This is a genomic window from Pseudomonas sp. ASL7 (assembly GCF_056680375.1).
The window spans coordinates 5,337,603-5,362,552 of the sequence record NZ_CM155279.1 but is presented as its reverse complement, the minus strand read 5'-3'; the positions used below and the strand labels follow the sequence as shown (position 1 = coordinate 5,362,552).

Annotated in this window: 19 protein-coding genes; 11 read left to right on the top strand and 8 right to left on the bottom strand. The window is 58.4% G+C overall.

What is annotated here, in order from left to right; translation table 11 throughout:
• The first annotated feature begins 77 nt into the window (after positions 1–77).
• The 7 genes from urtE (at position 78) to ureC (ending at position 5,350) form a co-directional block, all read left to right on the top strand.
• Complete coding sequence (urtE, locus tag AC1MDT_RS24750) at positions 78–776, top strand: urea ABC transporter ATP-binding subunit UrtE (RefSeq protein ID WP_480419375.1); 699 nt, start codon at positions 78–80, stop codon at positions 774–776.
• Positions 777–806: 30 nt separating this feature from the next.
• Complete coding sequence (locus AC1MDT_RS24745) at positions 807–1,646, top strand: urease accessory protein UreD (protein ID WP_480419374.1); 840 nt, start codon at positions 807–809, stop codon at positions 1,644–1,646.
• Positions 1,647–1,804: 158 nt separating this feature from the next.
• Positions 1,805–2,107, top strand: a complete 303-nt coding sequence (gene ureA, locus AC1MDT_RS24740) for an urease subunit gamma (RefSeq protein WP_033055605.1) — start codon at positions 1,805–1,807, stop codon at positions 2,105–2,107.
• A gap of 9 nt (positions 2,108–2,116) precedes the next feature.
• On the top strand, positions 2,117–2,650 hold the full coding sequence (locus AC1MDT_RS24735; RefSeq protein ID WP_480419373.1) for an N-acetyltransferase family protein: 534 nt from the start codon (positions 2,117–2,119) through the stop codon (positions 2,648–2,650).
• Between the two features lie 6 nt (positions 2,651–2,656).
• Positions 2,657–3,190, top strand: a complete 534-nt coding sequence (locus tag AC1MDT_RS24730) for a GNAT family N-acetyltransferase (RefSeq protein WP_480419372.1) — start codon at positions 2,657–2,659, stop codon at positions 3,188–3,190.
• Positions 3,190–3,495, top strand: a complete 306-nt coding sequence (locus AC1MDT_RS24725; RefSeq protein WP_121732917.1) for an urease subunit beta — start codon at positions 3,190–3,192, stop codon at positions 3,493–3,495. The genes AC1MDT_RS24730 and AC1MDT_RS24725 overlap by 1 nt, the downstream gene beginning before the upstream one ends.
• Before the next feature lie 154 nt (positions 3,496–3,649).
• A complete protein-coding gene (gene ureC / locus AC1MDT_RS24720) occupies positions 3,650–5,350 on the top strand; it encodes an urease subunit alpha (RefSeq protein WP_480419371.1) in 1,701 nt (566 codons plus the stop codon).
• Positions 5,351–5,531: 181 nt separating this feature from the next.
• Here the strand turns inward: ureC and AC1MDT_RS24715 are convergent, their stop codons facing one another.
• Positions 5,532–10,595, bottom strand: coding sequence for a dermonecrotic toxin domain-containing protein (locus tag AC1MDT_RS24715; RefSeq protein ID WP_480419370.1), 5,064 nt, complete (start codon positions 10,593–10,595; stop codon positions 5,532–5,534).
• A 241-nt stretch (positions 10,596–10,836) separates the two neighbouring features.
• On the opposite strand from AC1MDT_RS24715, the gene AC1MDT_RS24710 reads away from it, so the two are divergent.
• The gene (locus tag AC1MDT_RS24710) at positions 10,837–11,964 is read left to right on the top strand and encodes a sensor histidine kinase (protein WP_480419369.1); all 1,128 of its coding nucleotides are present in this window, start codon (positions 10,837–10,839) and stop codon (positions 11,962–11,964) included.
• Between the two features lie 228 nt (positions 11,965–12,192).
• Positions 12,193–13,161, top strand: a complete 969-nt coding sequence (locus AC1MDT_RS24705; RefSeq protein WP_480419368.1) for an RHS repeat-associated core domain-containing protein — start codon at positions 12,193–12,195, stop codon at positions 13,159–13,161.
• Between the two features lie 24 nt (positions 13,162–13,185).
• Here the strand turns inward: AC1MDT_RS24705 and AC1MDT_RS24700 are convergent, their stop codons facing one another.
• Positions 13,186–13,491 (bottom strand): chaperone modulator CbpM, encoded by a 306-nt coding sequence (locus AC1MDT_RS24700; RefSeq protein WP_480419367.1) that lies wholly within the window; start codon positions 13,489–13,491, stop codon positions 13,186–13,188.
• 23 nt (positions 13,492–13,514) lie between these two features.
• Positions 13,515–14,462, bottom strand: a complete 948-nt coding sequence (locus tag AC1MDT_RS24695) for a DnaJ C-terminal domain-containing protein (protein ID WP_480419366.1) — start codon at positions 14,460–14,462, stop codon at positions 13,515–13,517.
• A 298-nt stretch (positions 14,463–14,760) separates the two neighbouring features.
• On the opposite strand from AC1MDT_RS24695, the gene AC1MDT_RS24690 reads away from it, so the two are divergent.
• On the top strand, positions 14,761–16,035 hold the full coding sequence (locus AC1MDT_RS24690) for an Hsp70 family protein (protein WP_480419365.1): 1,275 nt from the start codon (positions 14,761–14,763) through the stop codon (positions 16,033–16,035).
• A gap of 114 nt (positions 16,036–16,149) precedes the next feature.
• Here the strand turns inward: AC1MDT_RS24690 and AC1MDT_RS24685 are convergent, their stop codons facing one another.
• The 4 genes from AC1MDT_RS24685 to AC1MDT_RS24670 form a co-directional block, all read right to left on the bottom strand.
• Positions 16,150–17,163 (bottom strand): AI-2E family transporter, encoded by a 1,014-nt coding sequence (locus AC1MDT_RS24685; protein WP_480419364.1) that lies wholly within the window; start codon positions 17,161–17,163, stop codon positions 16,150–16,152.
• An 84-nt stretch (positions 17,164–17,247) separates the two neighbouring features.
• A complete protein-coding gene (locus AC1MDT_RS24680) occupies positions 17,248–17,553 on the bottom strand; it encodes a PsiF family protein (protein ID WP_480419363.1) in 306 nt (101 codons plus the stop codon).
• A 38-nt stretch (positions 17,554–17,591) separates the two neighbouring features.
• A complete protein-coding gene (locus tag AC1MDT_RS24675; RefSeq protein ID WP_480419362.1) occupies positions 17,592–21,968 on the bottom strand; it encodes a dermonecrotic toxin domain-containing protein in 4,377 nt (1,458 codons plus the stop codon).
• Positions 21,969–22,086: 118 nt separating this feature from the next.
• Positions 22,087–22,869, bottom strand: a complete 783-nt coding sequence (locus AC1MDT_RS24670) for an AraC family transcriptional regulator (protein WP_480419361.1) — start codon at positions 22,867–22,869, stop codon at positions 22,087–22,089.
• A 98-nt stretch (positions 22,870–22,967) separates the two neighbouring features.
• On the opposite strand from AC1MDT_RS24670, the gene AC1MDT_RS24665 reads away from it, so the two are divergent.
• Complete coding sequence (locus AC1MDT_RS24665; RefSeq protein ID WP_480419360.1) at positions 22,968–23,855, top strand: DMT family transporter; 888 nt, start codon at positions 22,968–22,970, stop codon at positions 23,853–23,855.
• An 88-nt stretch (positions 23,856–23,943) separates the two neighbouring features.
• Here AC1MDT_RS24665 and AC1MDT_RS24660 read toward each other — a convergent pair whose 3' ends face one another.
• Positions 23,944–24,834: an alpha/beta fold hydrolase gene (locus AC1MDT_RS24660; protein WP_480419359.1), complete on the bottom strand. Its 891-nt coding sequence runs from the start codon at positions 24,832–24,834 to the stop codon at positions 23,944–23,946.
• Positions 24,835–24,950: the final 116 nt, after the last annotated feature.

The window sequence follows — 24,950 nt, the reverse complement described above, 5'->3', positions numbered from 1 at the left end:
CATTCAGAAGAAACGCGTCGTCGTTAACGTCCATCGCGAGCAAGCTCGCTCCTACAGGGGTAGAGGAGAGTTTGAAAATGCTGCAAGTCGACAAGCTGCACCAGTACTACGGCGGTAGCCACATTTTGCGCGGTCTGACGTTTGAGGTGAAGGTCGGCGAAGTCACCTGCCTGCTCGGACGCAATGGCGTGGGCAAGACCACACTGCTCAAATGCCTGATGGGTTTGCTGCCGGCCAAAGAAGGCGCGGTGAATTGGGAAGGGAAACCGATCACCACGTTCAAGCCGCATCAACGGGTGCATGCCGGGATCGCTTACGTGCCTCAGGGCCGGGAGATTTTCGGCCGCCTGACCGTGGAAGAAAACCTGCTGATGGGCCTGTCGCGCTTTCCCGGTTTCGAAGCCAGGGAGGTCCCGGCATTCATCTACGAGCTGTTCCCGGTGTTGCTGCAAATGAAGCAACGGCGCGGCGGTGACTTGTCCGGTGGCCAGCAACAGCAATTGGCGATTGGCCGTGCATTGGCCAGCCGCCCACGGCTGCTGATCCTCGATGAGCCCACCGAAGGCATTCAGCCGTCCGTGATCAAGGAGATCGGTGCCGTGATCAAGAAGCTCGCGGCTCGCGGCGACATGGCGATTTTGCTGGTAGAGCAGTTCTACGATTTCGCCGCCGAACTGGCCGACCACTACCTGGTGATGTCCCGGGGCGAGATCGTGCAGCAGGGCCGCGGAAAAAATATGGAGGCCGAGGGTGTACGCGGCCTGGTTACGATCTAATCTGCAGCGTCCTGTCGATAATTAGAAACCATGAATTTGCCTGCCCCGATAACGCCGTTCACCCCGAGTTGGCATGCCGAGCTGGAGCTGGGTTACGCCCGGTTCGGCGACAGCACGCGCCCGGTTCAGCGCCGCCACCTGGGTCCGCTGCGGGTGCAGAAGCACCTGTACGCCGAAGGGCCGCAGGTGTGCCAGCACATCATCGTCCACCCGCCAGGCGGAATTGCCGGCGGTGACCGCCTGGACATCTCGGCCAGCGTCGGCAGCGATGCCTGGGCGCAGATCACCAGTCCGGGCGCAGCCAAGTGGTATCGCGCGGCCGGCCCCGCCTATCAGCAGCTCGATTTGCGCGTAGCCGCCGGTGCGACACTGGAATGGTTGCCACAGGAGACGATTATCTTCAGTGCGGCGCAGGCTGAACTCAGCACCTCCATCGACCTTGAAGGCGATGCCCGGCTGTTCTACTGGGACGTCGTGGCCTTGGGTCGCCCGGCCAGCGGCGAGCGTTTCAACCTCGGGCATTTTCAGGCGAAACTGGATATCCGCCGTGACGGCCAGTTGCTCTGGCACGAACGCCAGCGCATTGTCGGGGATGACGGTTTGCTCGACTCGCCAATCGGCCTGGACGGGCAACCGGTGTTTGCGACGTTGCTGGTGACCGGCGAAATTGACAGTGAGTTACTGGAGAAATGCCGTTCGTTGAGCCATGACGTACGCGGGGATCTGACGCAGTTGCCGGGGCTATTGGTCGCCCGGTGCCTGGCCAGTGAAGCGCTGTTGGCCCGCGGCTGGATGATTGATTTGTGGCGATTGCTCAGGCCTGCGCTGCTTGGCCGGGAAGCGGTCCCACCCAGAATATGGAGCACCTGAAATGCGACCCAATGTGGGAGCGAGCCTGCTCGCGAATGCAGTGTGTCAGTCGACATTAATATTGAATGACACACCGCTTTCGCGAGCAGGCTCGCTCCCACAGGGGTTTGTGTTTACAGATCCGAATACCTTTTATCTGCCCAGATGGATTCCAAACGATGGACCTGACCCCTCGCGAAAAAGACAAGCTGCTGATCTTCACCGCTGGCCTGGTGGCCGAGCGGCGTTTGGCCCGCGGCGTGAAACTCAATTACCCGGAAGCCATGGCCTACATTTCCGCGGCGCTGCTCGAAGGCGCGCGTGACGGTCGGACCGTGGCCGAGCTGATGCACTTCGGCACCACCCTGCTCAGCCGCGAGCAGGTGATGGAAGGCATCCCGGAAATGATCCCGGAAATCCAGGTCGAAGCCACGTTCCCCGACGGCACCAAACTGGTCACCGTCCACCAACCCATCGCCTGAGGCCGCGCCATGACTTACCACATCCGCGATGCGGTGCATGCCGACCTGCCGGCAATTCGCGACATTTACAACGACGCCGTACTCAACACCACGGCGATCTGGAACGAACAGGCCGTGGACCTCGGCAACCGCCAGGCCTGGTTCAGCGCCCGGCAATCCCAGGGCTATCCGATTCTGGTGATCATTGACGGCGATAACAGCGTGCTGGGCTACGCTTCATTTGGTGACTGGCGGCCGTTCGAGGGTTTCCGTCACACCGTTGAGCATTCGGTCTACGTGCGCAGCGACCAGCGCGGCAATGGTCTGGGCCCACGTCTGATGAAGGTGCTGATCGAACGCGCCAAAGAGTGCGCCAAGCACGTCATGGTTGCCGCCATTGAAAGTGGAAATGCCGCTTCTATTCGTCTGCATGAACGCGCCGGTTTCGTGACTACCGGTCAAATGCCCCAGGTTGGCACCAAGTTTGGCCGCTGGCTGGACCTGACATTTATGCAACTGACCCTCAATCCTGGCGCGGAACCGCCGGCTGCCAGCAAGGAGTAACGCCTGATGAACGCTGCCCAATTGCGACGCGTCAATGTTGAAAGCTTTGCGTACTATCGCCAGGGTTTGATTGATTTGCTGCTTGAAGCCGTCGGCTACGGCGCCAGCGTCGGGTTCATGGCCAATCTGGACGCGACCCAGGCCCGCGCCTATTTTGATGAAGTCCAGGACGACCTGAACAAGGGCAAACTGTTGCTGTGGGTGGTGGTCAAGGACGAACAGGTACAGGCCAGCGTGCAACTGACCCTGTGCCAGAAAGCCAACGGTTTGAACCGCGCCGAAGTGCAAAAGCTGCTGGTGCGTGAGCAGGCACGCCGCCGAGGGTTGGGCCAACAATTGATGAGCACGCTGGAACAGGCGGCGCTCCAGCACAAGCGCGGCATGCTCTACCTCGACACCGAGGCCGGTTCTTGCGCCGAGGATTTTTACCAGGCCTTGGGTTATACCCGCGCGGGGGAAATCCCCGACTACGCCTGCGACCCGAGCGGTCGCTACAAACCAACCGCCCTGTACTACAAGATCCTCCAGGGGGCCCATTGATGATTCCCGGTGAATACCAAATCCAGCCCGGCGACATCGAACTCAACGTTGGCCGCCGCACCATCAGTTTGAAGGTGGCGAACAGCGGTGATCGGCCAATCCAGGTCGGCTCGCACTATCACTTTTTCGAAACCAACGATGCCCTGACCTTCGACCGCGCTGCCAGCCGCGGCATGCGCCTGAACATCCCCGCCGGCACCGCCGTTCGCTTCGAACCAGGGCAGAGCCGCGAGGTCGAGTTAGTGGACCTGGCCGGGCATCGCCGGGTGTTCGGCTTTGCCGGGCGGATCATGGGTGACCTCTGATTAATGCGGTGTCTGCACGGGCCCCTTCGCGAGCAGGTCGAATCGTCGCACCGTCGCTCCCACATTAGATCGCGTTCCTCTGTGGGAGCGAGCCTGCTCGCGAAAGTGAGCGCAGCGAACGATTTCAAAAACAATTGAATCTCAAGGCAAGCGCATGAAAATCTCAAGACAAGCCTACGCGGACATGTTCGGTCCCACCGTCGGTGACAAGATCCGTCTGGCCGACACCGAGCTATGGATCGAAGTAGAAAAAGACTTCACCACCTACGGCGAGGAAGTGAAATTCGGTGGCGGCAAAGTCATCCGCGACGGTCAGGGTCAAAGCCAGTTGCTGGCCGCCGAAGTGGTCGATACCCTGATCACCAATGCGCTGATCATCGACCACTGGGGCATCGTCAAGGCCGATGTCGGCCTCAAGGACGGGCGCATCGCCGCCATCGGCAAGGCCGGCAACCCGGACATCCAGCCGAACGTCACCATCGCGGTCGGCGCCAGCACCGAAGTGATCGCCGGTGAAGGCATGATCCTCACCGCCGGTGGCATCGACACGCACATCCATTTCATCTGCCCGCAGCAGATCGAAGAGGCGCTGATGAGCGGCGTCACCACCATGATCGGCGGCGGCACCGGCCCGGCCACCGGCACTAACGCGACCACCTGCACCCCCGGCCCGTGGCACCTGGCACGCATGCTCCAGGCCGCCGACGCATTCGCGATGAACATCGGCTTCACCGGCAAGGGCAACGCCAGCCTGCCGGAACCGTTGATCGAGCAGGTCAAGGCCGGCGCCATCGGCCTGAAGCTGCACGAAGACTGGGGCACCACGCCCGCCAGCATCAACAACTGCCTGAACGTCGCCGACCAGTACGATGTACAGGTGGCGATCCACACCGACACCCTCAACGAGTCCGGTTTCGTCGAAACCACCCTCGCCGCCTTCAAGGGCCGCACCATCCACACCTACCACACCGAAGGCGCGGGGGGCGGTCACGCGCCGGACATCATCAAGGCCTGCGGCTTTGCCAACGTGCTGCCGAGCTCGACCAACCCGACCCGACCGTTCACCCGCAACACCATCGACGAACACCTCGACATGCTGATGGTCTGCCACCACCTGGACCCGAGCATTGCCGAAGACGTGGCCTTCGCCGAAAGCCGTATTCGTCGTGAAACCATCGCCGCCGAAGACATCCTCCACGACCTCGGTGCGTTCTCGATGATCAGCTCCGACAGCCAGGCCATGGGGCGCGTTGGCGAAGTCATCACCCGCACCTGGCAAACCGCCGACAAGATGAAAAAACAACGTGGCGCACTGCCTGGTGATGGCGAAGGCAACGACAACTTCCGCGTCAAACGCTACATCGCCAAGTACACGATCAACCCGGCCATCACCCATGGCATCAGCCACGAAGTGGGTTCGGTGGAAGTGGGCAAATGGGCCGATCTGGTGCTTTGGCGCCCGGCGTTCTTCGGGGTCAAACCAACGCTGATCCTCAAGGGCGGTGCCATCGCCGCCAGCCTGATGGGCGATGCCAACGCCTCGATTCCAACGCCGCAACCGGTGCACTACCGCCCGATGTTCGCCAGTTATGGCGGCTCGCTGCATGCCACCAGCCTGACGTTTATCAGCCACGCTGCGCAGGAGGCAGGCCTGCCTGAAGCACTGGGCCTGAAGAAGAAAATCGCCGTGGTCAAAGGTTGCCGCGAAGTGCAGAAAACCGACCTGATTCACAACGACTACCTGCCGAATATCGACGTTGATCCGCAGACGTACCAGGTCAAGGCTGACGGCGTTTTGTTGTGGTGTGAGCCGGCGGATGTGCTGCCGATGGCCCAGCGGTATTTCCTGTTTTGAGATTTGGCCAGACAAGAGCCCGGTACGAAAGGCAATTGTAGGAGCGAGCTTGCTCGCGATGGACTAAAGAACTCCGCGTACAAACAGGTAAAAACGCGTTTTCGTTAACGACCATCGCGAGCAAGCTCGCTCCTACAGTGCACGGTATCTGGTCGTGCGGGAGTGGTGTTTGTCAGGTCAATCAGTTGCTCTGTTCAACGGTGAAAGGAATCTCCACCCTTTGCAGTTTTGCCCGATCCATCGCCTGTTGGGTCAGGGTCTTGAGCAGTGCCTTTCTCTCATCGTCGATCACTCGTAACTCGGTTGTGTACGCGTCTTCAGTCATGACCTGCCCCGGGGCAAATTCGCTTTCCTGCTTACCCAGTTCGACGGCCAGGACCCTGACCTCCTCTCTGAGCCGGGCTTTTTCTTCGATGGAAAGATCGGTTTGCGTCGCCCGTTTATCCAGCGCGATGTAAAAATCCGTGGTCGCATCGGTTCGACGCCTGAACGTCTTGAACTCGCTGCGGTGGGAGCCTTCGACGTAGGACACCCAGAACGCCTGTTCGCTGATCGAATCGCGCAATTGCTCTCCTTCTTCGAATTTCAGGACGTCCTCATAGGCGGTCTTGATCATGTCTGGCGTGACGCCTGACATGGTCCTGAATTGATAGTCTCGGGATTGCCAAGGCAGGTCCAACCGATTGGCCAGGTCCGTCATGTAGGCAAGATGGACCTCGACTTCATCGATGGTTCCCGTTACCCGGCCTTCGGCATTAACGCGCCTGAATGTCTCACCTTTCGCTAAACGCTCTTTGACCACCCCGCGAGCAATAGCACCCAGTTTTTCCAGACGGGTCTTGCCCCTGGCCAACAGCACCAATTCAGCCTCCACCAGACTCGGGTTGGCCAGCTCGTAGGCTTCCTTGATCAGCACCTGTACGCCCATCGCATTGAATAGCTGCGCCCCTCCGTCAACGCATTCAGTCTCGGGGATGGCCATGGTGAACAGCTTCTCCCGCAGTTCGCTGTCCCTGGCCATCGCCTCCAGCATGCGCCAGAGTTTGGCGGTCATGTCCGCTCTGTAGGCCGAGTCTTGTTTGAAATGGCCTGACAGCGTGAGCTTGCGGATTTCATTGAAAAACGGCTCGGAACCGAACTCGTCCTCGATGGCGTCCCATGTTTCCTGCAGGGCATTCCATTGCGCCAGGGATAGCCCCTCGTCCCAATACGAACTGTCGACGTTGCCCCTCGGAGGGTAGGGACGATCAGGGTCCAGGCCGAGCGACTCGATATACGTTTCGAGCTGGCTGCGCACTTCATCCGTCAACAGTTCACGACTCAGGAATGTGCGGGCAAGCAATTCGGCACGATACGAACCTGGCGCGATGTCCGGAATGTGCCGCAGGGGGTTGTAACGCAGATTGAGGAAGAAACTGCGGGGACGTAACTGAGTGAACAGGCCCGTGGGCCAGGTATCGATTCCGGTGTTCTCCAGCAGTAGAAAATACAGTCCGCGCATGCGGATGATGTCGGGCGCCAGGCGCAGTGGATTGTTGCTCAAACCCAACGACTCCAGCCTGACCATTGTCCTCAGCCGCGCACGGCCCTCCGGGGTCAGTGTAATTTGGTTGTCGCGCAGCTCCAGGGCACGAAGAAACTTCATGTCACTGATCACCTGCGGAAAACTTGTCAGCCGGTTTCCCGCAAGGTCCAGGGCACGCAGCCTTGGAAAGGCCCTTAGAAAGTATCCCTGGAAGGTGGTCATTTCGCCGTTATGCACGCTCAACGACGTGACATGGTCGAAGTTGGCCTTCAGCTCAGGCATTCCCTGCAAGTGCTGCCCCATGGGCATATCGTCCAGGACCAGGGCCTGCGGATGGACAATATCCACCACCTCGCGCCCTCGTGGTCCGGTGCGCTGCCAGCACTGCCTGATCGCTTTGTATACCTGATTCCTGGAATTCCATTCGGCGATCCCCTCGGCGCTGAACCGAAACTTCGTCGTGGGCGAATCCAGCCAGCGTCGAAATGAGCGATTCAGTTCATCGAACTCGGCTTCCAGCTGACTCAGGCGCTGACCGGCCTGGTTGCCGAAGCCGCCCAGAAGCTCGTCGATCTGCTCTTCGAGCATGGCGGGATAGAGCGAACTGGCACGCCGATGCAGTGCTTCCCGCTCGGGCAATAGCTGTGGGTAGCCTTGCATACCGCCACGAAGACGCATGGTGTCCGGATCATAGGCCGGTTCACGGACAGGATTTTCCGCCAGGATTGGCCTCAGCTGCTCTCGCGCCTCGGGTGCCCGTTGAACGATTTGCAAGAGCGCCGCACCCTCGCGGGCGCCAGTTGTCAGCGACGCCCGGTCAATATCCGGCAAGATTTGCAGCAGGCTGGCCACCAGTCTTTCGCTATCAGGATCATCCAGCTCACCAAGGAACAGCCTCTCGAAGGCGCGGTTCAAACGCACTTCCAGCTCGGCCGCCCTCGCCTGCTGCCTGAGCGTCAGCGGGACCGTGTTTTTCTCGGCCAGTTTCGTCAGATCCGCAGGCGCAGCATGGGCCAGTAGATCCTCGGCGACGCTGGTGGGAAGCAGCTTGAAGTGATCCTGAAGGCGCAGCACCTGGGCGTTGTCGGAACGCTGCCTCGCTTTGCGCAGCCCATCGAACAGGCGTTTGCGTTGTGTTTCAGCCTGCATGGCAAGCCTGCCCTGCAAGGCCTCGATCCGTGTCGGCTCATCGCTGGCGATACCTTGGCCCAGCAGTTCGCGAATTTCCGTTTCGCTTAAAGACTTCAACACCCGTTCCGGAAGTTTCCCCGCCTTGACCTCGGTGCGAGTCAACTTGATCGAGTGACCCGCTGAAGGCTCCAGGTTGCCGTACGTTATCGAACGCCCCCAATGTTCAGGCCCGTGGAACACCTCAATGCCCATGTGCTCCGGCCATCGGGGCAGTTCGGTCATGAACGGTGGCAGAAAATCCACCAGCTCTTGCGGGACCTCGTTGGCCAGAATCTGCTCAGGCAACTTCCCGGCATCGGCCCACGCCCTGAAACGCTGAATCGTATCGACCAGCAATGCCGGTGGTGGCTCGTGCTCGACCTGCACTCTGCGCAATACATTTTCTTCAACACCGCTGGTGATACGGATCTGCTCCAGCGTCGTCTCGTCGAAACCTTCAACGGCATGACCCAAGCGCTTCATCAATAGCGTCTTGTCCCATTCGACGGGGCGGTCAAGTTCGGTTTTCCAGGCACCAAAGCCGTTGTGTTCCAGCTTCGGTTGATAAGCCTTCGGTCGGCCGGGGTGACGAAGCCGAGGCTGGCCGGTCTGCGGATCTTCCTTCACCTCGAAATGCTTGCCGTCCAGCGCCAGAATGTCCTGCCCATTGTGCTGATGAAGGCCTCGCGCGTTGGGTTTCGCCCCCTTGGGTAACGTGACTTTGCACTCGTAAGGGCTCAGGTCGGGGTTCCAGAGACGGGTCTTGCCGTCAGGGAGCTCGACCGTTTTCAGGCCATCGACAAAAGGCGATGGCTTGATGAGCGCAGGCGCCCCTTTCGGCAGCACATGCCCGGCCGCCATGAGCGCCAGCTGGGCCGCGTTAATGAGGACCCCGGTGAGCAGGGCCGCCGCCTCTTCCTTGTCCCCTTTGCTCCAGTCTTCTATGCCCTCCATGGTTTCGACCAGCATTTGCCCGACCATGATCCCCAGCATGGCCTCGCCCAGGCCGGGCACCAGCATCGCGCCGAAATTGAATACGTTCCAGCCGATATTCAAGTAGCTGGTGAGGCGCTTCCAGCGGGTGGTGGCATCTTCATCGTCGGTAGGCACGGCAATGTGTCGTGCATCGGCCATGGCCTTTTCCCGACGCCAGCGACTTTGCAGAACCCAGAGTTCCTGCGCTATCACGTTGGTGATCGGTTCCGCGTTGGGGTTTTCAACGGCTGTTTCCCGCCACCACGGCCCCATATCCAGCGGCTCACGCTGATGCCAGGTAAAGGTCTTGAATCGTTCGTTGACCCTCGCAAAGAAGCGGCCCTTGTCTTTCTGCGCCACGAACCGGCTGAAAAAATGTTGATAATCCGCCGAGCGCAGCTGGCGCGTCAGCTCCTTCATGAAATCGGTGAAGGAGTTATATTCCTTGAGCGGATGATCGGGGTCATCCGGGACGTAGGCGATCAATGTCCCGTCCAGACGACTTTGTTTCTGGATATCTTCTCGACGGAATATTTCCTCGACCAACCCTGTGGGACCGTTGGCAAAAAAAGCCTTTATCAACTTGAACTGATCAAACTCCTGCCCCGGTAAAACAGCAAGGTTTTGCGACCACTCCATCATCGTTCGTTGGTGTTCGGGCACCAGTGCGTCGTATATTTCCTTGACTTGCGAGGGGGTTGCCACGGCACTGAAAAGCACAATGCCAGTCAGTTTGAACCCCATCAGTGAAAGTCGATGGCATTGCAATGGACGATTATAGATCGTGATGTTCTTTTCGCTGTTGCGCACCTGTTGCAACTTTCCGTAGGTGTAGGACGAAATATCTTTTTTCAAATAAGCAATCAGTGCCGATTCGCTGAAGGCGGCTCGTTCACTGGCCACGGATTGTTGTTCCAGTATTTTACTGATGGCGGCATCTGCAGGATCCAGTCGTTCCTTGATGTGGTGTTGATATTGCTTGCCCAGATCCAGGCTGCGGCACAGCGAGGCAAACTGCTCGACGGTCAGCGCGTGGCGTTGAAGTTCTCCTTCTGCATCTTTGGTGAAGATGCCGGAGCCGTCGCGAAAGGCTCCCTCCTGCGTTTCAGGCTCCTCGAAGTTATGCAGGGCGGCTTCCAGCAGAGTGAATTGCCTGAGGCGACTGGCATTGGTATCGATACCGAAACCCAACGTGGCAGGTATATAAAGCCGCACCAGCGTTTGTTTGACATCCAGGTCCAGATTCAATTTTTCTTTCAGGGCCTGAACCAGTAAAGGTTCGGAGAAAGCGTTGATGTCTTTTTGCAAGTCGCCCAGTGTTTTATCCAGCGTGTCTTGCAAGCGCCAGCGCTCGCTGATGAGTTCCGTCAGGTACTGGCGATTAATATGAGAAACGGCGCCATACCAGTCGGGAATCGTGGAGTCCTGTTCTACTGTCGCCAAAAGTTTCACCGGTGACGCACTTTTTAAATAGCCAGGAACTTTATCGACCAGATAACCCAAGTGAATATTTTCATTCTTGCCAACCGTCGCCGGAGTCGTTTCCGACGCGACCCCCTCTGTAAGTGTGTTCATTCTCGCAAGCATCCCTATGCGATGATTAGAACTACCAGCTTATTCAACACCTGCAAAAACAAAAGATTAAAAAACTGCTGGCAAACCCGCAAAACTAATGAAGAACATCTAACTTTAGAACCTGAAAAATAATTAATTACCACCCTGACACACCCCTTGCGTGCTCCACCTTGTCAGCGGTGGTGCCTACCCGCCTGTAAAGAGGCTAAGATTCCCCGGACCTCCCGCCAGGAAACCGGCCATGCGCTTATCCGAATTCATCAGGCAACACGTAGACCGTATCGTCGATGAATGGGAACAGTTCGCCCGAACCATCACCCCCGCGGCCGAAAACATGGACCGAGCAGCCTTGCGCGACCACGCCAAGGCGATTCTGTTGGCGGCCGCGCGCGACATGACCAGCGCGCAAACTGCCAGCGAACAGGTTGCCAAAGCCAAGGGTGAAGGCCCGGAGAAAACCCCGAGCCTGGATGAAGCGGGGGCCAGTCATGGCGAGCTTCGGCATACCGTGGGGTTCGATCTGGTGCAGATGACCAGCGAGTTCCGTCACCTGCGTGCTTGTGTGATTCGCCTGTGGGTCAACAGCCTGGAATCACCGGACCTGGCCTACTTCCAGGACATGATCCGCTTCAATGAAGCCATCGATGAAGCCCTCGCAGAATCCACGGCGGCCTATGCCGAACAGGTGAATCGATCGCGGGATATCTTCCTGGCGATACTCGGCCATGACCTGCGCGCGCCGTTGCAAGCGGTGAGCATGTCCACTGAGTTGCTGATGCGTAAAACAACGCTCGAAGGCGATGCGCTGGCTTGCGCAAACAATATCAAGCGCGGTGCTCGGCACATGGCGGTGATGGTCAGCGATTTACTGGAGTTGGTGCGCAGTCGTTTGGGCAAGAGCCTGCCGATCGAAACCGCGCCGATGGACCTTGCGGATGCGACACATGCGGCGATTGCCCAAGCCTGTGCGGGTAACCCGGAGTGCGATCCGACGTTGAAGGTAGAAGGCGATACGCGAGGTGTCTGGGATGCCGGACGGCTGGCTCAACTGCTGCAAAACCTGATTGGCAATGCGTTGCAGCACGGTTTGAACAAACGTGATGTAACGGTCACGCTCACCGGCGAGCCAGACACGGTTCGCCTCACCGTCCATAACCACGGAACGCCGATTTCCGAGAACGCTATCGGCACGATCTTCGACCCACTGGTGCGCAGCGCCGACGAAGAACTCGGCCAACCTTCCACCAGCCTTGGCCTGGGTTTGTTTATCGTCAAGGAAGTGGTGAATGCGCACGACGGGACGATCGAGGTCAGCTCCAATGAAACCGATGGCACGCTGTTTACTGTGGTGCTGCCCCGCAAGACCTGAAATCAAAGTGTTGCGTCGCAGCTGTGCAGGAGCGAGCTTGCTCGCGAAGGACGTTAACAATAACGCGTTCGTCCTGAATGAACGTGTTGCTTTCAAGTTCTTCGCGAGCAAGCTCGCGCCTACAGGACCACCATCAGCCCCAACCAATGTTTGAGCATTGCCAGGGTGACATCTCACTATCAGTTCTGATAGTTCCCAACACTCAGCAGCGGCGTCAAACTCGGGACATTGATCAACGTCGATCCTCTCATCAAGGAAGATCCCGTCATGCCCCGCTCGCCTGCCGATAAACACGCCGTCTCCAACCTGTCGCGCACACTGCTGCTGGCGACCGACAACAAAAATTCCGTCCTCGCCGAAATCGCGGGGGGCAAGCCAAACGCCATCGCCTATTCCGCCTACGGTCAGCCGTCTGCGCAGCAGGAGGTTGCAACGGGATTGGGGTTCAATGGTGAATTGCGCGAAGCACGTATTGGCTGGTATTTGCTGGGCAACGGCTATCGCGCTTACAACCCGGTGTTGATGCGCTTTCATAGTCCGGACAGTTGGAGTCCGTTTGGGACGGGTGGGTTGAATGCGTATATGTATTGCGGGGGGGAGCCGGTGAATTTTTCGGATCCGACGGGGCATATGGGTCTCTGGAAGACTCTCAGATCTACTATCAGGCCCTTGAACCACGCGCCCAGTACCTCTAGCTTGAGCCCCCTCATCTCCAATGTCGCGCCACTGGCTTCTGGCTATACGCAAAAGACCATACAGGCACTCACCTGGGAGACTCTGACTGAGACACGTGTACAGACTCAAACCCGTATTCAAAGTCGGACTCGGACTCATGTACATACTAAAACTGATATTGAAACTCGTACCTCTACGGGTGTTGTGAGCAACCGCCAATTTAACGATTACGGGCCTTCGCGTGAAACGCCTCCACAGATTCCATTAAAACAAATGCTCCCTACGCCCCGCCTTAATGACACCGGTGGGCAAGTTAGTATCCTCAACCATGAAGTATGGAGGAGTGAACCCTTTCGATTCCCCTCAGATCCTGCTCCCAATCCCCCGACAAGAACGCTACCAGATGGCTCCACGCGTCAATACTCTGTGAGATACGACGATAACGGCAACCCAAGTCAGAGCAGTAAGCAACTTGTCGATTTGTCTGAACTGCAGAGAAACCTCAGAAAAGCGCAAAATTAGGCGCTGAAAGCATTGCGACGACGGTCACTCCACCACCAACCGCCCCAACCGCTGCCTGAGCATCCGGTTCTCCGCCCGCAGTTGCTGGACCTCTTCCAAAAGGTCCAGCGCCAACGCAACACCTTCCCATTCCAGCTCCAGGTCGCGCCGCAACTTGGCGGCGCGCTTGGCCAATACCAGCTCATAATCGCTGAACCGCCAATCCTTGGGCACCGTGCCCTGAGGTTCGAGGATGCCGTGCTCGACGATTTCGATCACGTAGACGTCCGACAGGTCGGTCGCCTCACAGAATTCTGCCATGTCCAGTTGAACGATCAGGGGGTTGCTCATGATGGGCTACTCCGTCTCTGGGATCAGAAGTTTTCTCTCGGGTCGAAAGAGGCTTTTTTCGCCAGTTCCTGCCACAGCGCCTTGACCTCTTCGCTCGAGGTTTTGGGCATGACGGCCTTCAATTGCACGAACAGGTAGCCACGCTCGCCAGCCTTGTTCAACAAGCCGTGACCCTTGGCGCGCATGCGCTGGCCATTCTGGCTGCCGGCCGGCACCTTGAGGTTGATTTTGCCTGTCAGTGTCGGCACGGCCACTTCGGTGCCCAACGCCAGCTCCCACGGCGCCAGCGGCAAGGTAATGATCAGGTTCTCGCCTTCGATGTCGAACTTGGGGTGCGGCGCAAAGCGGATGATCAGGAACAGGTCGCCATTGGCCCCACCACCCACGCCCGGAGCCCCTTGGCCCTTGAGGCGGATGCGCTCGCCGTCGGTCACGCCCGCCGGGATTTTCACGTTCAGGCTTTTGCTGGTATTGCTGACATGCTGGCCGGCAGGGTTGTACTGCGGCACCTGGAAGGTGACCTTCTTCGATTCGGTCGAGAGGGTTTCTTCCAGAAAAACCGCTAATTCCATTTCCACGTCTTGCCCTCGACGTCCGGTGCTGCGACGCGACTGTTCACCACCAAAACCAGGCCCACGATTGCCAAAGATCGAACTGAAAAAGTCCGAAAAATCGCCCGAGTCCTGACCTCCACCAAAACCGCCAGCACCACGACCCTGCCAACCTGGCGGCCCCTGGAACGGTTGGCCGTGCTGGCCGTATTTGCGCAAGTCGTCGTATTCGGCGCGCTTGTCGGCGCTTTTCAACGCTTCATAAGCCTCCGAGGCATCCTTGAACTTGGCCTCGGCGTCCTTTTCCTTGCTGACGTCGGGGTGGTATTTGCGCGCCAGCTTGCGATAAGCGGTCTTAATCGTCTTATCGTCCGCTGTCGGCTCCACACCGAGAATCTTGTAATAGTCTTTGAAGTCCATCGAGGGAATCACCATCCGTTATCGATATCGCGCCGTTACCGGCAGCATGCGCTCTTTGGCAGCCGCAGGGTTGACCGATCTCAAGGTGTGTGACCGGGCGGCGCATCAGAAGTTTATCGGCAGCGGGGGACGGTTCTTGCGACCGCCCGGTGGCTACCTAGCCCAATGCAGACAAGTTTGGGGCAAAGGATAGTCTTTCAAGGCGCTAATCGCTGAGATTTAGCGGATAGTCGGCCTTCGAATATTCGCCGCACTGGCATACACTGCGCGGCCGTTTTTTAACCGGAACTCGAAAGACATGAAAAACGCATCTCCGGCCCGTGCCTGCGGTATCGACTTCGGCACGTCCAACTCCACCGTCGGCTGGCTGCGCCCCGGCGTGGAAACGCTGATCGCGCTGGAGGACGACAAGATCACCCTGCCGTCGGTGGTGTTCTTCAACATGGAAGAACGCCGCCCGGTGTACGGCCGTCTGGCACTGCACGAGTACCTGGAAGGTTACGAAGGCCGGCTGATGCGTTCGCTCAAGAGCCTGCTGGGCTCCAAGCTGATCAAGCACGACACCAGCGTTCTCGGCACGGCCATGCCGTTCAAGGACCTGCTCGGGCTGTTCATCGGTCAGTTGAAGCAGCGCGCCGAGACTGCCGCCGGTCGGGAGTTCGAGGAAGTGGTGCTGGGTCGTCCGGTGTTCTTCGTCGACGATGACGAAATGGCTGACCAGGAAGCGGAAAACACCTTGGTGGACGTGGCCCGCGCCATTGGCTTCAAGGATGTTTCGTTCCAGTACGAGCCGATTGCGGCGGCGTTCGACTATGAGTCGACGATCGAAAAAGAAGAGCTGGTGCTGATCGTCGACATCGGCGGTGGTACGTCCGACTTTTCGCTGGTACGTCTGTCACCGGAGCGCCGAACCCATGACAACCGTCACGACGACATTCTCGCCACCGGCGGCGTGCATATCGGCGGGACCGATTTCGATAAACAGCTCAGCCTGCAAGGCCTGATGCCATTGTTCGGTTACGGCAGCCGGATGAAGAGCGGCGCCTACATGCCGACCAGCCACCACATGAACCTGGCGACCTGGCACACGATCAACTCGGTGTATTCGCAGAAGTCGACCCTGGCGCTGGGCAGCATGCGCTACGACATCGAAGACACCGGTGGTATTGACCGTTTGTTCAAGCTGATCGACCAGCGCGCCGGGCACTGGCTGGCCATGGAAGTAGAAGAAACCAAGATCCAGCTGACCCACGCCGACAGCCGCCATGTGCCGCTGGACCGCATTGAACCGGGCTTGAGCGTGGAACTGAGCCGTGCGCTGTTCGAATCGGCCATCGACAACCTGCTGGAGCGCGTGCGCAACAGCGTGACCCTGATGCTGAACGACGCCGATGTGCGAGTCGATCAGGTCGATACGGTGTTCTTCACCGGCGGCTCGAGCGGGATTCCGGCGTTGCGCAACAGTGTTTCGGCGATGTTGCCGAATGCGCGGCACGTGGAAGGGAACATCTTCGGCAGCATTGGCAGCGGGCTGGCGATTGAAGCCATGAAGCGCTACGGCACGATGGACTGATCCAAACTTGTGGCGCCCCCATCGCGAGCAAGCTCGCTCCCACATTAGATCTCGGTCAACTGTGGGAGCGAGCTTGCTCGCGATGGGGCCCTGTCAGGCACTACAAATACCGGATCAAACCATCCCCAGCAGCTTCAACTCACTCTTCAAATACGCGTAATAAATCGGTCCCGCCACCACGCCCGGCAGGCCGAACGCGGCCTCGAACACCAGCATTGCCAGCAGCAACTCCCACGACTTTGCACTGATCTGCCCGCCGACGATTCGTGCGTTGAGGAAATATTCGAGCTTGTGGATAAAGATCAGATAGCCCAACGCCGCCACCGCGACCCAGATTGACAGCGACAGACCGACGATGGTGATCAGGGTGTTGGACATCAGGTTGCCAATCACCGGCAGCAAGCCGAGCAGAAACGTCAGCACGATCAGGGTTTTGGTCAGCGGCAGCTTGATGCCGAACATCGGCAGGATCAGCGCGAGGAAGATCGCGGTGAAGAAGGTGTTGAGCAAGGAAATCTTGATCTGCGCAAACACGATGTTACGAAACGCCTGGACCAGCAGGTGCAGGCGGTCAAACAACGCAGCGGCCAGTGGCTTGCGCTTGGTCACATCCGGCACGAGCTGCAAGGCAATGATCGCTCCCAGCACCATGCCGATCAGCAGCGTCACGAACATGTGAGCCGCGTCCTTGCCGACGAGCTGCAAGTCGGCGAGGTGTTTGGTCATCCACTCGCCGATCGCTACACGAAACTCAGCGGCGCTGGCAGGCAGGTAGGCGTCGATGAACGGCGGCAGTTGCCCGCGCGCGCGATCAACGACTCCCATGAATTTGTCGAGAGAAGCGCCGGGGTTTTCCGCTTCGTGCAGCAGAAAGCTGATGGCACCGGCAAAGATCAGTGCCAGTACGCTCACCACTAACGTCCCCAGCAACGCCACCGCCAACCAACGAGCACGCCGACCTTCGATCAGCCGTTGTAATTGCGGGGTGAGCATGTTGACCAGTTCGAACACCAGCAAACCCGCGAGCAGGCTAGGCAGCAGACGCAGTGGGATCACCAGCAGCAAACCACCAAAAATGATGACCCAACTGATCAGCAGCAAAACGTGGCGTTGAGAAAACGTTGGCATACAGCCTCAAAACGAACAGCGTGAAAGGATTGGCAGTCTGCCAGCGTTCTGGCGGCGAAGCGAGCAAGCTCGCTTCCCACCCTTTTATTTATTCTTCAGACATTCACTCATGAAGTTTTTACGCGCATCGCCCTTCAAAGCCTGGGCGGTGGCGGTGGCGTTGCAGGTTTTCATCTTTTCTTGCTGAGGGGTCATGGGTTTGGTGGCATCGGCTGCCGGCGCCGCTTTCAGGCAGTTGCTCATGAATGTTTTGCGCGCATCGCCCGTGAGGCTTTTCGCGGTAGCGTCGGCATTGCAGATGGTCATCTTGTCCTGTTGGGCCGTGGCGGCGAAGCCTTGGGAGCAGAGCAACAAACCGATCACCAAAAAAGGGGCACGCAACATCTTCATGGAGTTTTCTCCTTGTTGCCGCGCCGACGGACGCGGCCTCATTCTGGAGTGTAGACAAAGCTTGTTACACCACCGCGGGGGCTTAAACCTGACTCGGTGTCTTCGCTTGTTTCTAAAAACGCTTTGAAGGCTTCGCGATAGCCATGATAGGCATCGATTCGCCGATTGATAACTGAAGCGGGCAAACGTTCGAACGAAACCGGCGTACCGCCAGGCACGCTGTAGGTGCCGCCCAATGCGTTCAATGAGGTGAATTGGGCATAGGCCCCGGACTTATAAAGTTTGTTTATTTTTATCTGCCGGTAGGTATTGGCCTCGGCAACGTCAGGCAGTGCCGCCTGGCCCGGCGGTGCATCGTTTATAAACGAATACGCGGCGACGGCAGGACCAGGCTCCAGCGTCGCCACCGCTGGCAGTTCAAACTGGAAGTAGCCGTTGCTGGCCAGGTGCGCGGAGGGAAACACGGGCCAGGAATCGGCGACGACCAGTTGATCGGGGTTGAGCAAGTCATCCCCGATCACCACATATTGATGGTCAAAGCGGGTGGCCCTGACGATATGGATTCGGGACGTCCTGGGTTGGCTGGCGAGTATCGAAAACGTCACCTTCGAGTTTTCCGAACAGTTCCCCCCTTTGATCGCAATGGCTTTGCGCGCGGCTTCAGCGATGGAGAGTTTCGCGGTGAACCCGCCCTCCTCCAGGTTCAGTTCCCTGAGTCCTTTGATCTTCGCGATGGCCGAACCACCGTTTTCCCAGAGACTCGGCAATTGGTTACCGGACAGGGGAATAAGCTCCTTGGCCCGATAGATCGCACGCTGGGCCAATTGCAGGTCGGCCATGATTTGAGGCGACACCCCGACAGGTTCCTCGGGCGTTACAACGTCAGTGAAGAGCATCTCGCTGTAATTGCGCAGATCGGCCAACAGTTCACTGGCCGGCGCGGTGTTGTCTCTCACGTTGCGTGACAGTGACTGGTATTCATTCAGGCGACCGGTGCGCTGCAGATTGCGCGCATTGATCCCCAGATTCAGCTCGGACTCCGTCAGCGGTATCAGGCCGTCCGCGGTAAACAGGCGCTCGACCAGCGCTTCGAACTGCTCGGGCAACATTAGCTTTTCCAGGTCGGGCAAGGCTTCGATGCTGTGTACCGCACTCACATTGGCTTGTGCGTCGCCAGCCGCGTTGGCGTTGTTCAGTGCTTGCCAGAGTGCGTCGAAGTACGCGTCGGGACAGGACTGGTGCATTAACTTCAGTCCCCGTAAATAGTCGAATTTTTCGTATCGCGAGACCGAAGGATGAAACGCGCCGGCCACCAACTCTGGATAGAGTGTTTCGAGGTGCAGCAATTCGGCCACTTCATCTCCAGCAGTCGGGGCACCGCCGCGAAGGCGCATCACCTGCGGGTCAAACGTAAGGGGCTCAAGGACCGGAAGATCGGACAATACCCGCAACAGCCGATAAGGCTTCAACGCGTGTTCACGCACGGCCAGTTTCAACGTCGGCGCTTCGCCGATATGAATGTTCAGGCCGATGCGCTCGGCATCCGGAAGGGCTTGCAAGATCGAAGCGTAAAAGTCGGCACCAGAGTGCAACGCGTTACCTTCATCATCGTGAGATTGAAACGTCAGGTCTTCACGCTCGACAATTGTGCGGCGAATCGGCGCATCGCTGCGGCCGATGCTGTCCAGCCGTCGGCCACGGTAGTCGAAGCGCACGACATCAATCCGTACATCGGGATTCCATCCGGGCAGATTCTCCAGCGAGTGCAGCGCCAGCCGGCGCGTATCAGGGTTGTCCACCGAGTCCAGATACAGCCCCTCATAGGCCCGACAGATTCTGACGTCCTGAAGCGCCCAGCGCCCAAGGTTTTCGAGTCTCGGCGGCCATTGCCCACGCTTGATCGCCTGCAACTCCGCGGGTGCGGCGACCGACAGCAACTCCTGCGCGACGGCACCCGGCAGGCCTGGGACTTTTGCCTGGAGCCTGCGCACCTCGCCACTCGCGGAATACCTGGCGGCCTCGGCACTGGCATACCCAGCGCTGAACAACGACGTTCTCTTGCGCCGTGCCAACCGCGCCAGCCCGGTTCTCATCCGCCTCGCATTCACGTCGGGAGCGGACACCGGCTCACCGAACTCAACGTTCAACAATGCTTTGGTTTCATCGTTATCCAGGTGCGACAACAAGGTTTTCATCAGGTCGCCGTCGATCAACTGTTTCGGGTCGATCCGCATGGGTGGCGCCTGCGCATCACCAATGACCTGAAGGACTTCGCCATCGGCACCGACCAGCGCCATGCCCCGACCGGCCCACACGCCATCGAGCAATTGAAATTGCAGCACAGGGTCGGCTTGCAAATAGTCCTGCGGATGATCGCTGCCGATCTGCTCAATAAAGGTTTGAATGTCGCGATCGATCTTGAACCGGATCGCCGTGTCGCTGAGCGACGGCAAGGGCCGTTCATTGTCGGTATACATTCGGCGTATCAAGTGGGTGTCGGTTCTGCTGACCGTGCGAATATCACCGTAGGCGTCAGACAATCCCCCCAATGGCGGCCCAAGCCGTGCCATTAGTGTGTTGTCGTCCCACGCATGCGGTTGTTCGCCTTCAATCACGAACGCGCCGTCACCGTTGCTGTTAACCATAGGCTCATAGGCCTGCGGCCGCGCCGGATGTTGGACACGATGCTGGTTGGTCTGCGGGCCTTTCTTGAGTTTGAAGTGACGCGTATCGACGCGCAGTACCGGTTGACCTGCATGCTGATGCAGCCCTGCCGAATCGGGCTTCGAATCGGCGGACAAACCCAGGTTGGTTTGCACGTAAGGCTCGAGGTCCTGGCCCCACAGGCGTTGACTGCCGTCGCTCAAGGTAACCGGTTGTGTCCCTTCGATGAAGGACGACAGCTTGGGCATAAGCGTCCCGCCAACGATTTGCATGCCGCCGGCAAATAGCCCCAACTGAATCAGGCTTTCGGTGAAACCGATCAAGTGCTCGGCGGCTTCCAGGTATACCCCCTCCGCCAGATCGACGACGCCCTCGACGACTTCACTGACCAACTGATAAACCATGTACACCATCATGACTTCCCCAAGTCCGGGCACGAATGGCGTTACAACCAACAGGGCGACGTTGAAGATATCCGACAGGATTTTTTGCAGATTGGCGACCCAGGCCCAACGTTCCGCGCTGTCGGCATCCGCCGTGGAGATCACCAACGCCCGTGCGTCGTTGAGTAGTTTGTTTTGCTGCTGCTGATAGAGATAAACCCACAGATCGCCCCTGAAGCGATGCTCGGTGTCACTCTCAAACCCCGTCACGCAAAAGTGAACGCGAGGGTTATCGATTTGCGCCAATCGTTGGTTGAGCGTCGCAAAAAAATGCCCTCGTTGCTGATGATCGACAAACCGGCTGAAGAACTGCTGATAGCGCAGACCCGATACCCCCTGATCAGTACCGCGCAGCTGGCGTATCAACTCGCGGGAGAACGCCACCAGTGATGGATATTGTTTTAACGGGTGCTCAGGATCGTGCGGAACATAGGCGATGACACGCCGGGTTCCGCTATAGGGCGCGTCCAGATCAGGCGCGATCAGTACGATGCCTTTCAGGCGCGTGTCCAGCATCGTCAGGTGGTAGTAACGAACAGGAATGCCATCCAGCTTCAGCCCCTTGACGTCGTTGAGCATGCCTTGAACAACCAGAAACCCATCGCTCAAAAGGTCGCCTTTCATCAGCGCTAAATGAGCGGCCGCATTCAGGGTCGTTTGTTGGCTTTTGACGATTGTGCTCTGCAGTACCCCCTGTGCCAGACCATCGGTGGGGCGCAAGTAGTCCTCAAGGTAGCGCGAATAACGCGCGCCGATATCCAGTTCGCGACACAACGTCTTGAACTGTTCGATGCTTATTTGCGTGCGGATATTTTTGATTTCGAACTGGCTGCGTTCGTCGGGCCGGGTAATGAATTGCGAATCGGCCAGAAGCACCTCGCCAATGGCGAAGTTATGCAATGCCGCATCCAGTAAAGAGACGGTTCGACTACTGACACCACCGGTAACGTTCAGTGACCACGGGGACAGTTTGACCGGAGAATACAATTTCAGAAACGTTTCCCTGACATCGACTTCAACGCCGTATTGATCTTTTAATGCCTGACTCAGCAACGGTTGGGCAAACATGTAAACGTCTTGCAATTCACGCAGCATGCGATCGACATCGTTTTGTGCACGCCAACTCGCCTCGGTGGCGCGTTTCAGGCTCGCATGCTCAATGGCCGAGGCCGTTTTGACCCACTCCGGAATAGTTGAGAGGGTATCTTTAAGTGCGCTGATTCTTTGCGGTGCAGCGTGGGTAAACCACGCTGGAATAGCACTTTTAATAAAATCGTGATGAATACTTTGTTCTTGGATATGACGCATAGATGATGACCTGCCTAAATACGTTAAAAACAACTTAGGCAGGAGCGTACAGCGAGCATTAGTTACTTAATGAAGTGCATTTCTGATTAGTTTGTAAGAGATGTCCTATACCCACTGATTAAACGACTCGTTGCCGCCGATATTGCTCCGGCGTGCACCCGGCCTGGCGTTGAAACATGGCGATAAACGCCGAGCCGGTGCTGTAACCCATGTCGAAGGCAATCTCCTGGATGCTGCGCTGGCTGCCCAGCGCTTCAATCGCCGCCAGAAACCGCAAACGCTGCCGCCACTCGCCGAAGCTCATGCCCAACTCACGCCCGAACTGCCGCGCCAAGGTGCGTTCACTGACATGGATTTGCTCGGCCCAGTGCGCCAGAGGCCGGTTATCCCCGGGCTCGGCCTGCAAGGCGTCTAGTATCCCGAGCAAGCCGGGGCTGCTGGCGTAAGGCAAGTAACAGTCATGCATCGGCGCTTGCTGCAACTGATCCACCAGCACCTGGGCCAGGCGAATGTCGGTCTCGTGCTCAGGGATTTTTACGTCACGGGCGGCGAAGTCCTTGAGGATAGCCTTGAGGATGTCGCTGATCGCCAGGGTGCAGGCCTGCTGTGGCAAGTCGCGACATAGCGCAGGCGCGAGGCACACCGCGCGGTAGTTGATCGGTTGGTTGCTGTAGAAACTGTGCTCGAGCTGCGGGGGCACCCACACGGCGTACTGGGGCGGCGACATGAAACGACGGCTGCCAATTTCCATGTGCAAGACACCGCTGGCCGAATACTCGAGGGTGCCCCAAGGGTGACGGTGGGCCGAGGCGTATTCGTGGCTGTCGAAGTCGGCATAACGGAAGTACACCGGAGCCGGCAATTCGCTGAAATCCAGCAGGTCAATGTGTTTGCTGTTCATGCTGTCCGTCATCCGGGGCGATTTGTCCGGTTCGAAGTATAGGCTTTGATACAGACAGGCGGATAATTGCCCCTCATTAACGTTCTGGTTTTCTCCTGATGCAATACGCTTATCCCCTACTGGCCATTTTCATTTGGGCGGGCAACACCGTCATCAACAAGCTGGCCGTCGGCGCTATTTTCCCCGCCGAAATCGGTTTCTATCGCTGGCTGCTCGCCGGGATCCTGTTCACGCCGTTCATGCTCAAACCGGTGATCGCCCACTGGCCGTTGATCCGCCCGAACCTGGGCAGGATTTTCATCCTTGGCGTGCTCGGCATGGCCGTCTATCAAAGCCTGGCGTACTTCGCCGCGACGCTGACGTCGGCCACCAACATGGGAATCATTTTGTCGCTGATGCCGTTGATGTCACTGGCGATGGCGATTGTCAGCCTTGGCCAGCGCCTGACGGCTGGGGCATTGGCCGGCGCAGTGCTGTCGTTTGCTGGGGTGCTGGTCGTGGTGTCGTCCGGCAGCCTGGGCGCATTGCTGACCCACGGGGTGAACCTGGGCGACGCGATGATGCTGGTCGCCACCCTGGCCTATGCGATTTACAGCACGCTGCTGAAAAAATGGCAGCTGCGATTGCCGCCGCTGGTGTTGCTCTATTTGCAGGTGCTGGTGGCTGTGGTGGTGCTGTTTCCGCTGTTTGCCGCCTCACCGAAAACCGGCCCGACGCTGCAGAATATTCCGCTGGTGCTTTACGCGTGCTTGTTGGCGTCGATGCTCGCACCGCTGGCCTGGATGCAAGCCGTGGTGCGTCTGGGGCCGAGCCGGACCACGCTGTTTTTCAATTTGCTGCCGTTGATTACGGCGCTGATTGCGGCGGTGGTGCTGCATGAGCAGTTGGCGATGTATCACCTGGTGGGCGGAGTGTTGACGTTGGGTGGGGTGATTGTTTCGGAGCGGTGGACCACGGTTTTAGGCCGTAAGGTAAGTATTGCCTGATCTGACGCCTTCGCGAGCAGGCTCGCTCCCACAGTGGACCGCATTCCCAGGTGGGAGCGAGCCTGCTCGCGAAGAACGATAATGCGGTCTAAATTCCCGCCGCTTTTAGCCGGGCTGCATGCTCGACAAACAACCGTATCGGCTCCGCCCCCTTCCCCACCAACCCCAGCGACTGGTTGACGATGTCGAAGTGATCCAGCGGATAATCATCGCCAATCACCGTCCCCAAGTGCGAGCTGTAACGCCCGACCATCCCGTCGCAATGCCCGGCTTCGCGCACGAAGGTCTTGGCAAATAACCGGCAACTGCGATTCGTCCCGTCAAACAAGTTGCGCCCGCGATCAGTCTTGCCCGGCTGTAACGTTCCGGACCACGAGTAATAGCGCACGCCGTTGACCACTTCCGGCCCATGCCCGCCCCAGATGTCCGGCAGGCCCTGTGGATAACGCTGGTTGAACAGCGTGACGCCCGCCGTCGTCAGGGATTCATGGCAAGCGTGGATATCCACCGGTAGTTTCGGCCCGCGATAGCCGGTATCCAGCAGGCACATCAACGCGCCGATCACCCGCAATAAAAACACCAGCACTCGGCCCTTCGCGCTGTCAGGCGGGTAGTGTTTTTCCAGATAATCCGCCAGTTCCGAGCCATGATTGGGCCCCGCCACCGAGGTGACCGAAGCCACCCGATCCGGGCGTTTGGCGGCGGCGTAGCGAGCCGTCAACGAGCCTTGGCTGTGACCGATCAGGTTGACCTTCTCGGCACCAGTTTCCCGCAGGATCTGGTCAATGCGCGCCAGCAGTTGCTCGCCGCGCACCTCCGATGAATTGATCGGCGACACCTGCACCGCAATTACCGTCGCCCCGCCCCGGCGTAACGCCGCCACGATTCCGTACCAGTACGGATAAAGCACCAGGCGGATAAACCCGAGCGTGCCCGGGACCAAGACCAGCGGGTAGCGTGTGGCAGAACCTTGCGACATGGCTGGACATCCTTGTGATCGGTGAGGTGACGCAAGGCGCAATGCAAGACATCCGCCAAGCATCGCCATCGAAAGTGACAACTCCACGACCAGTCTATGACATCCGCCCTACTTCA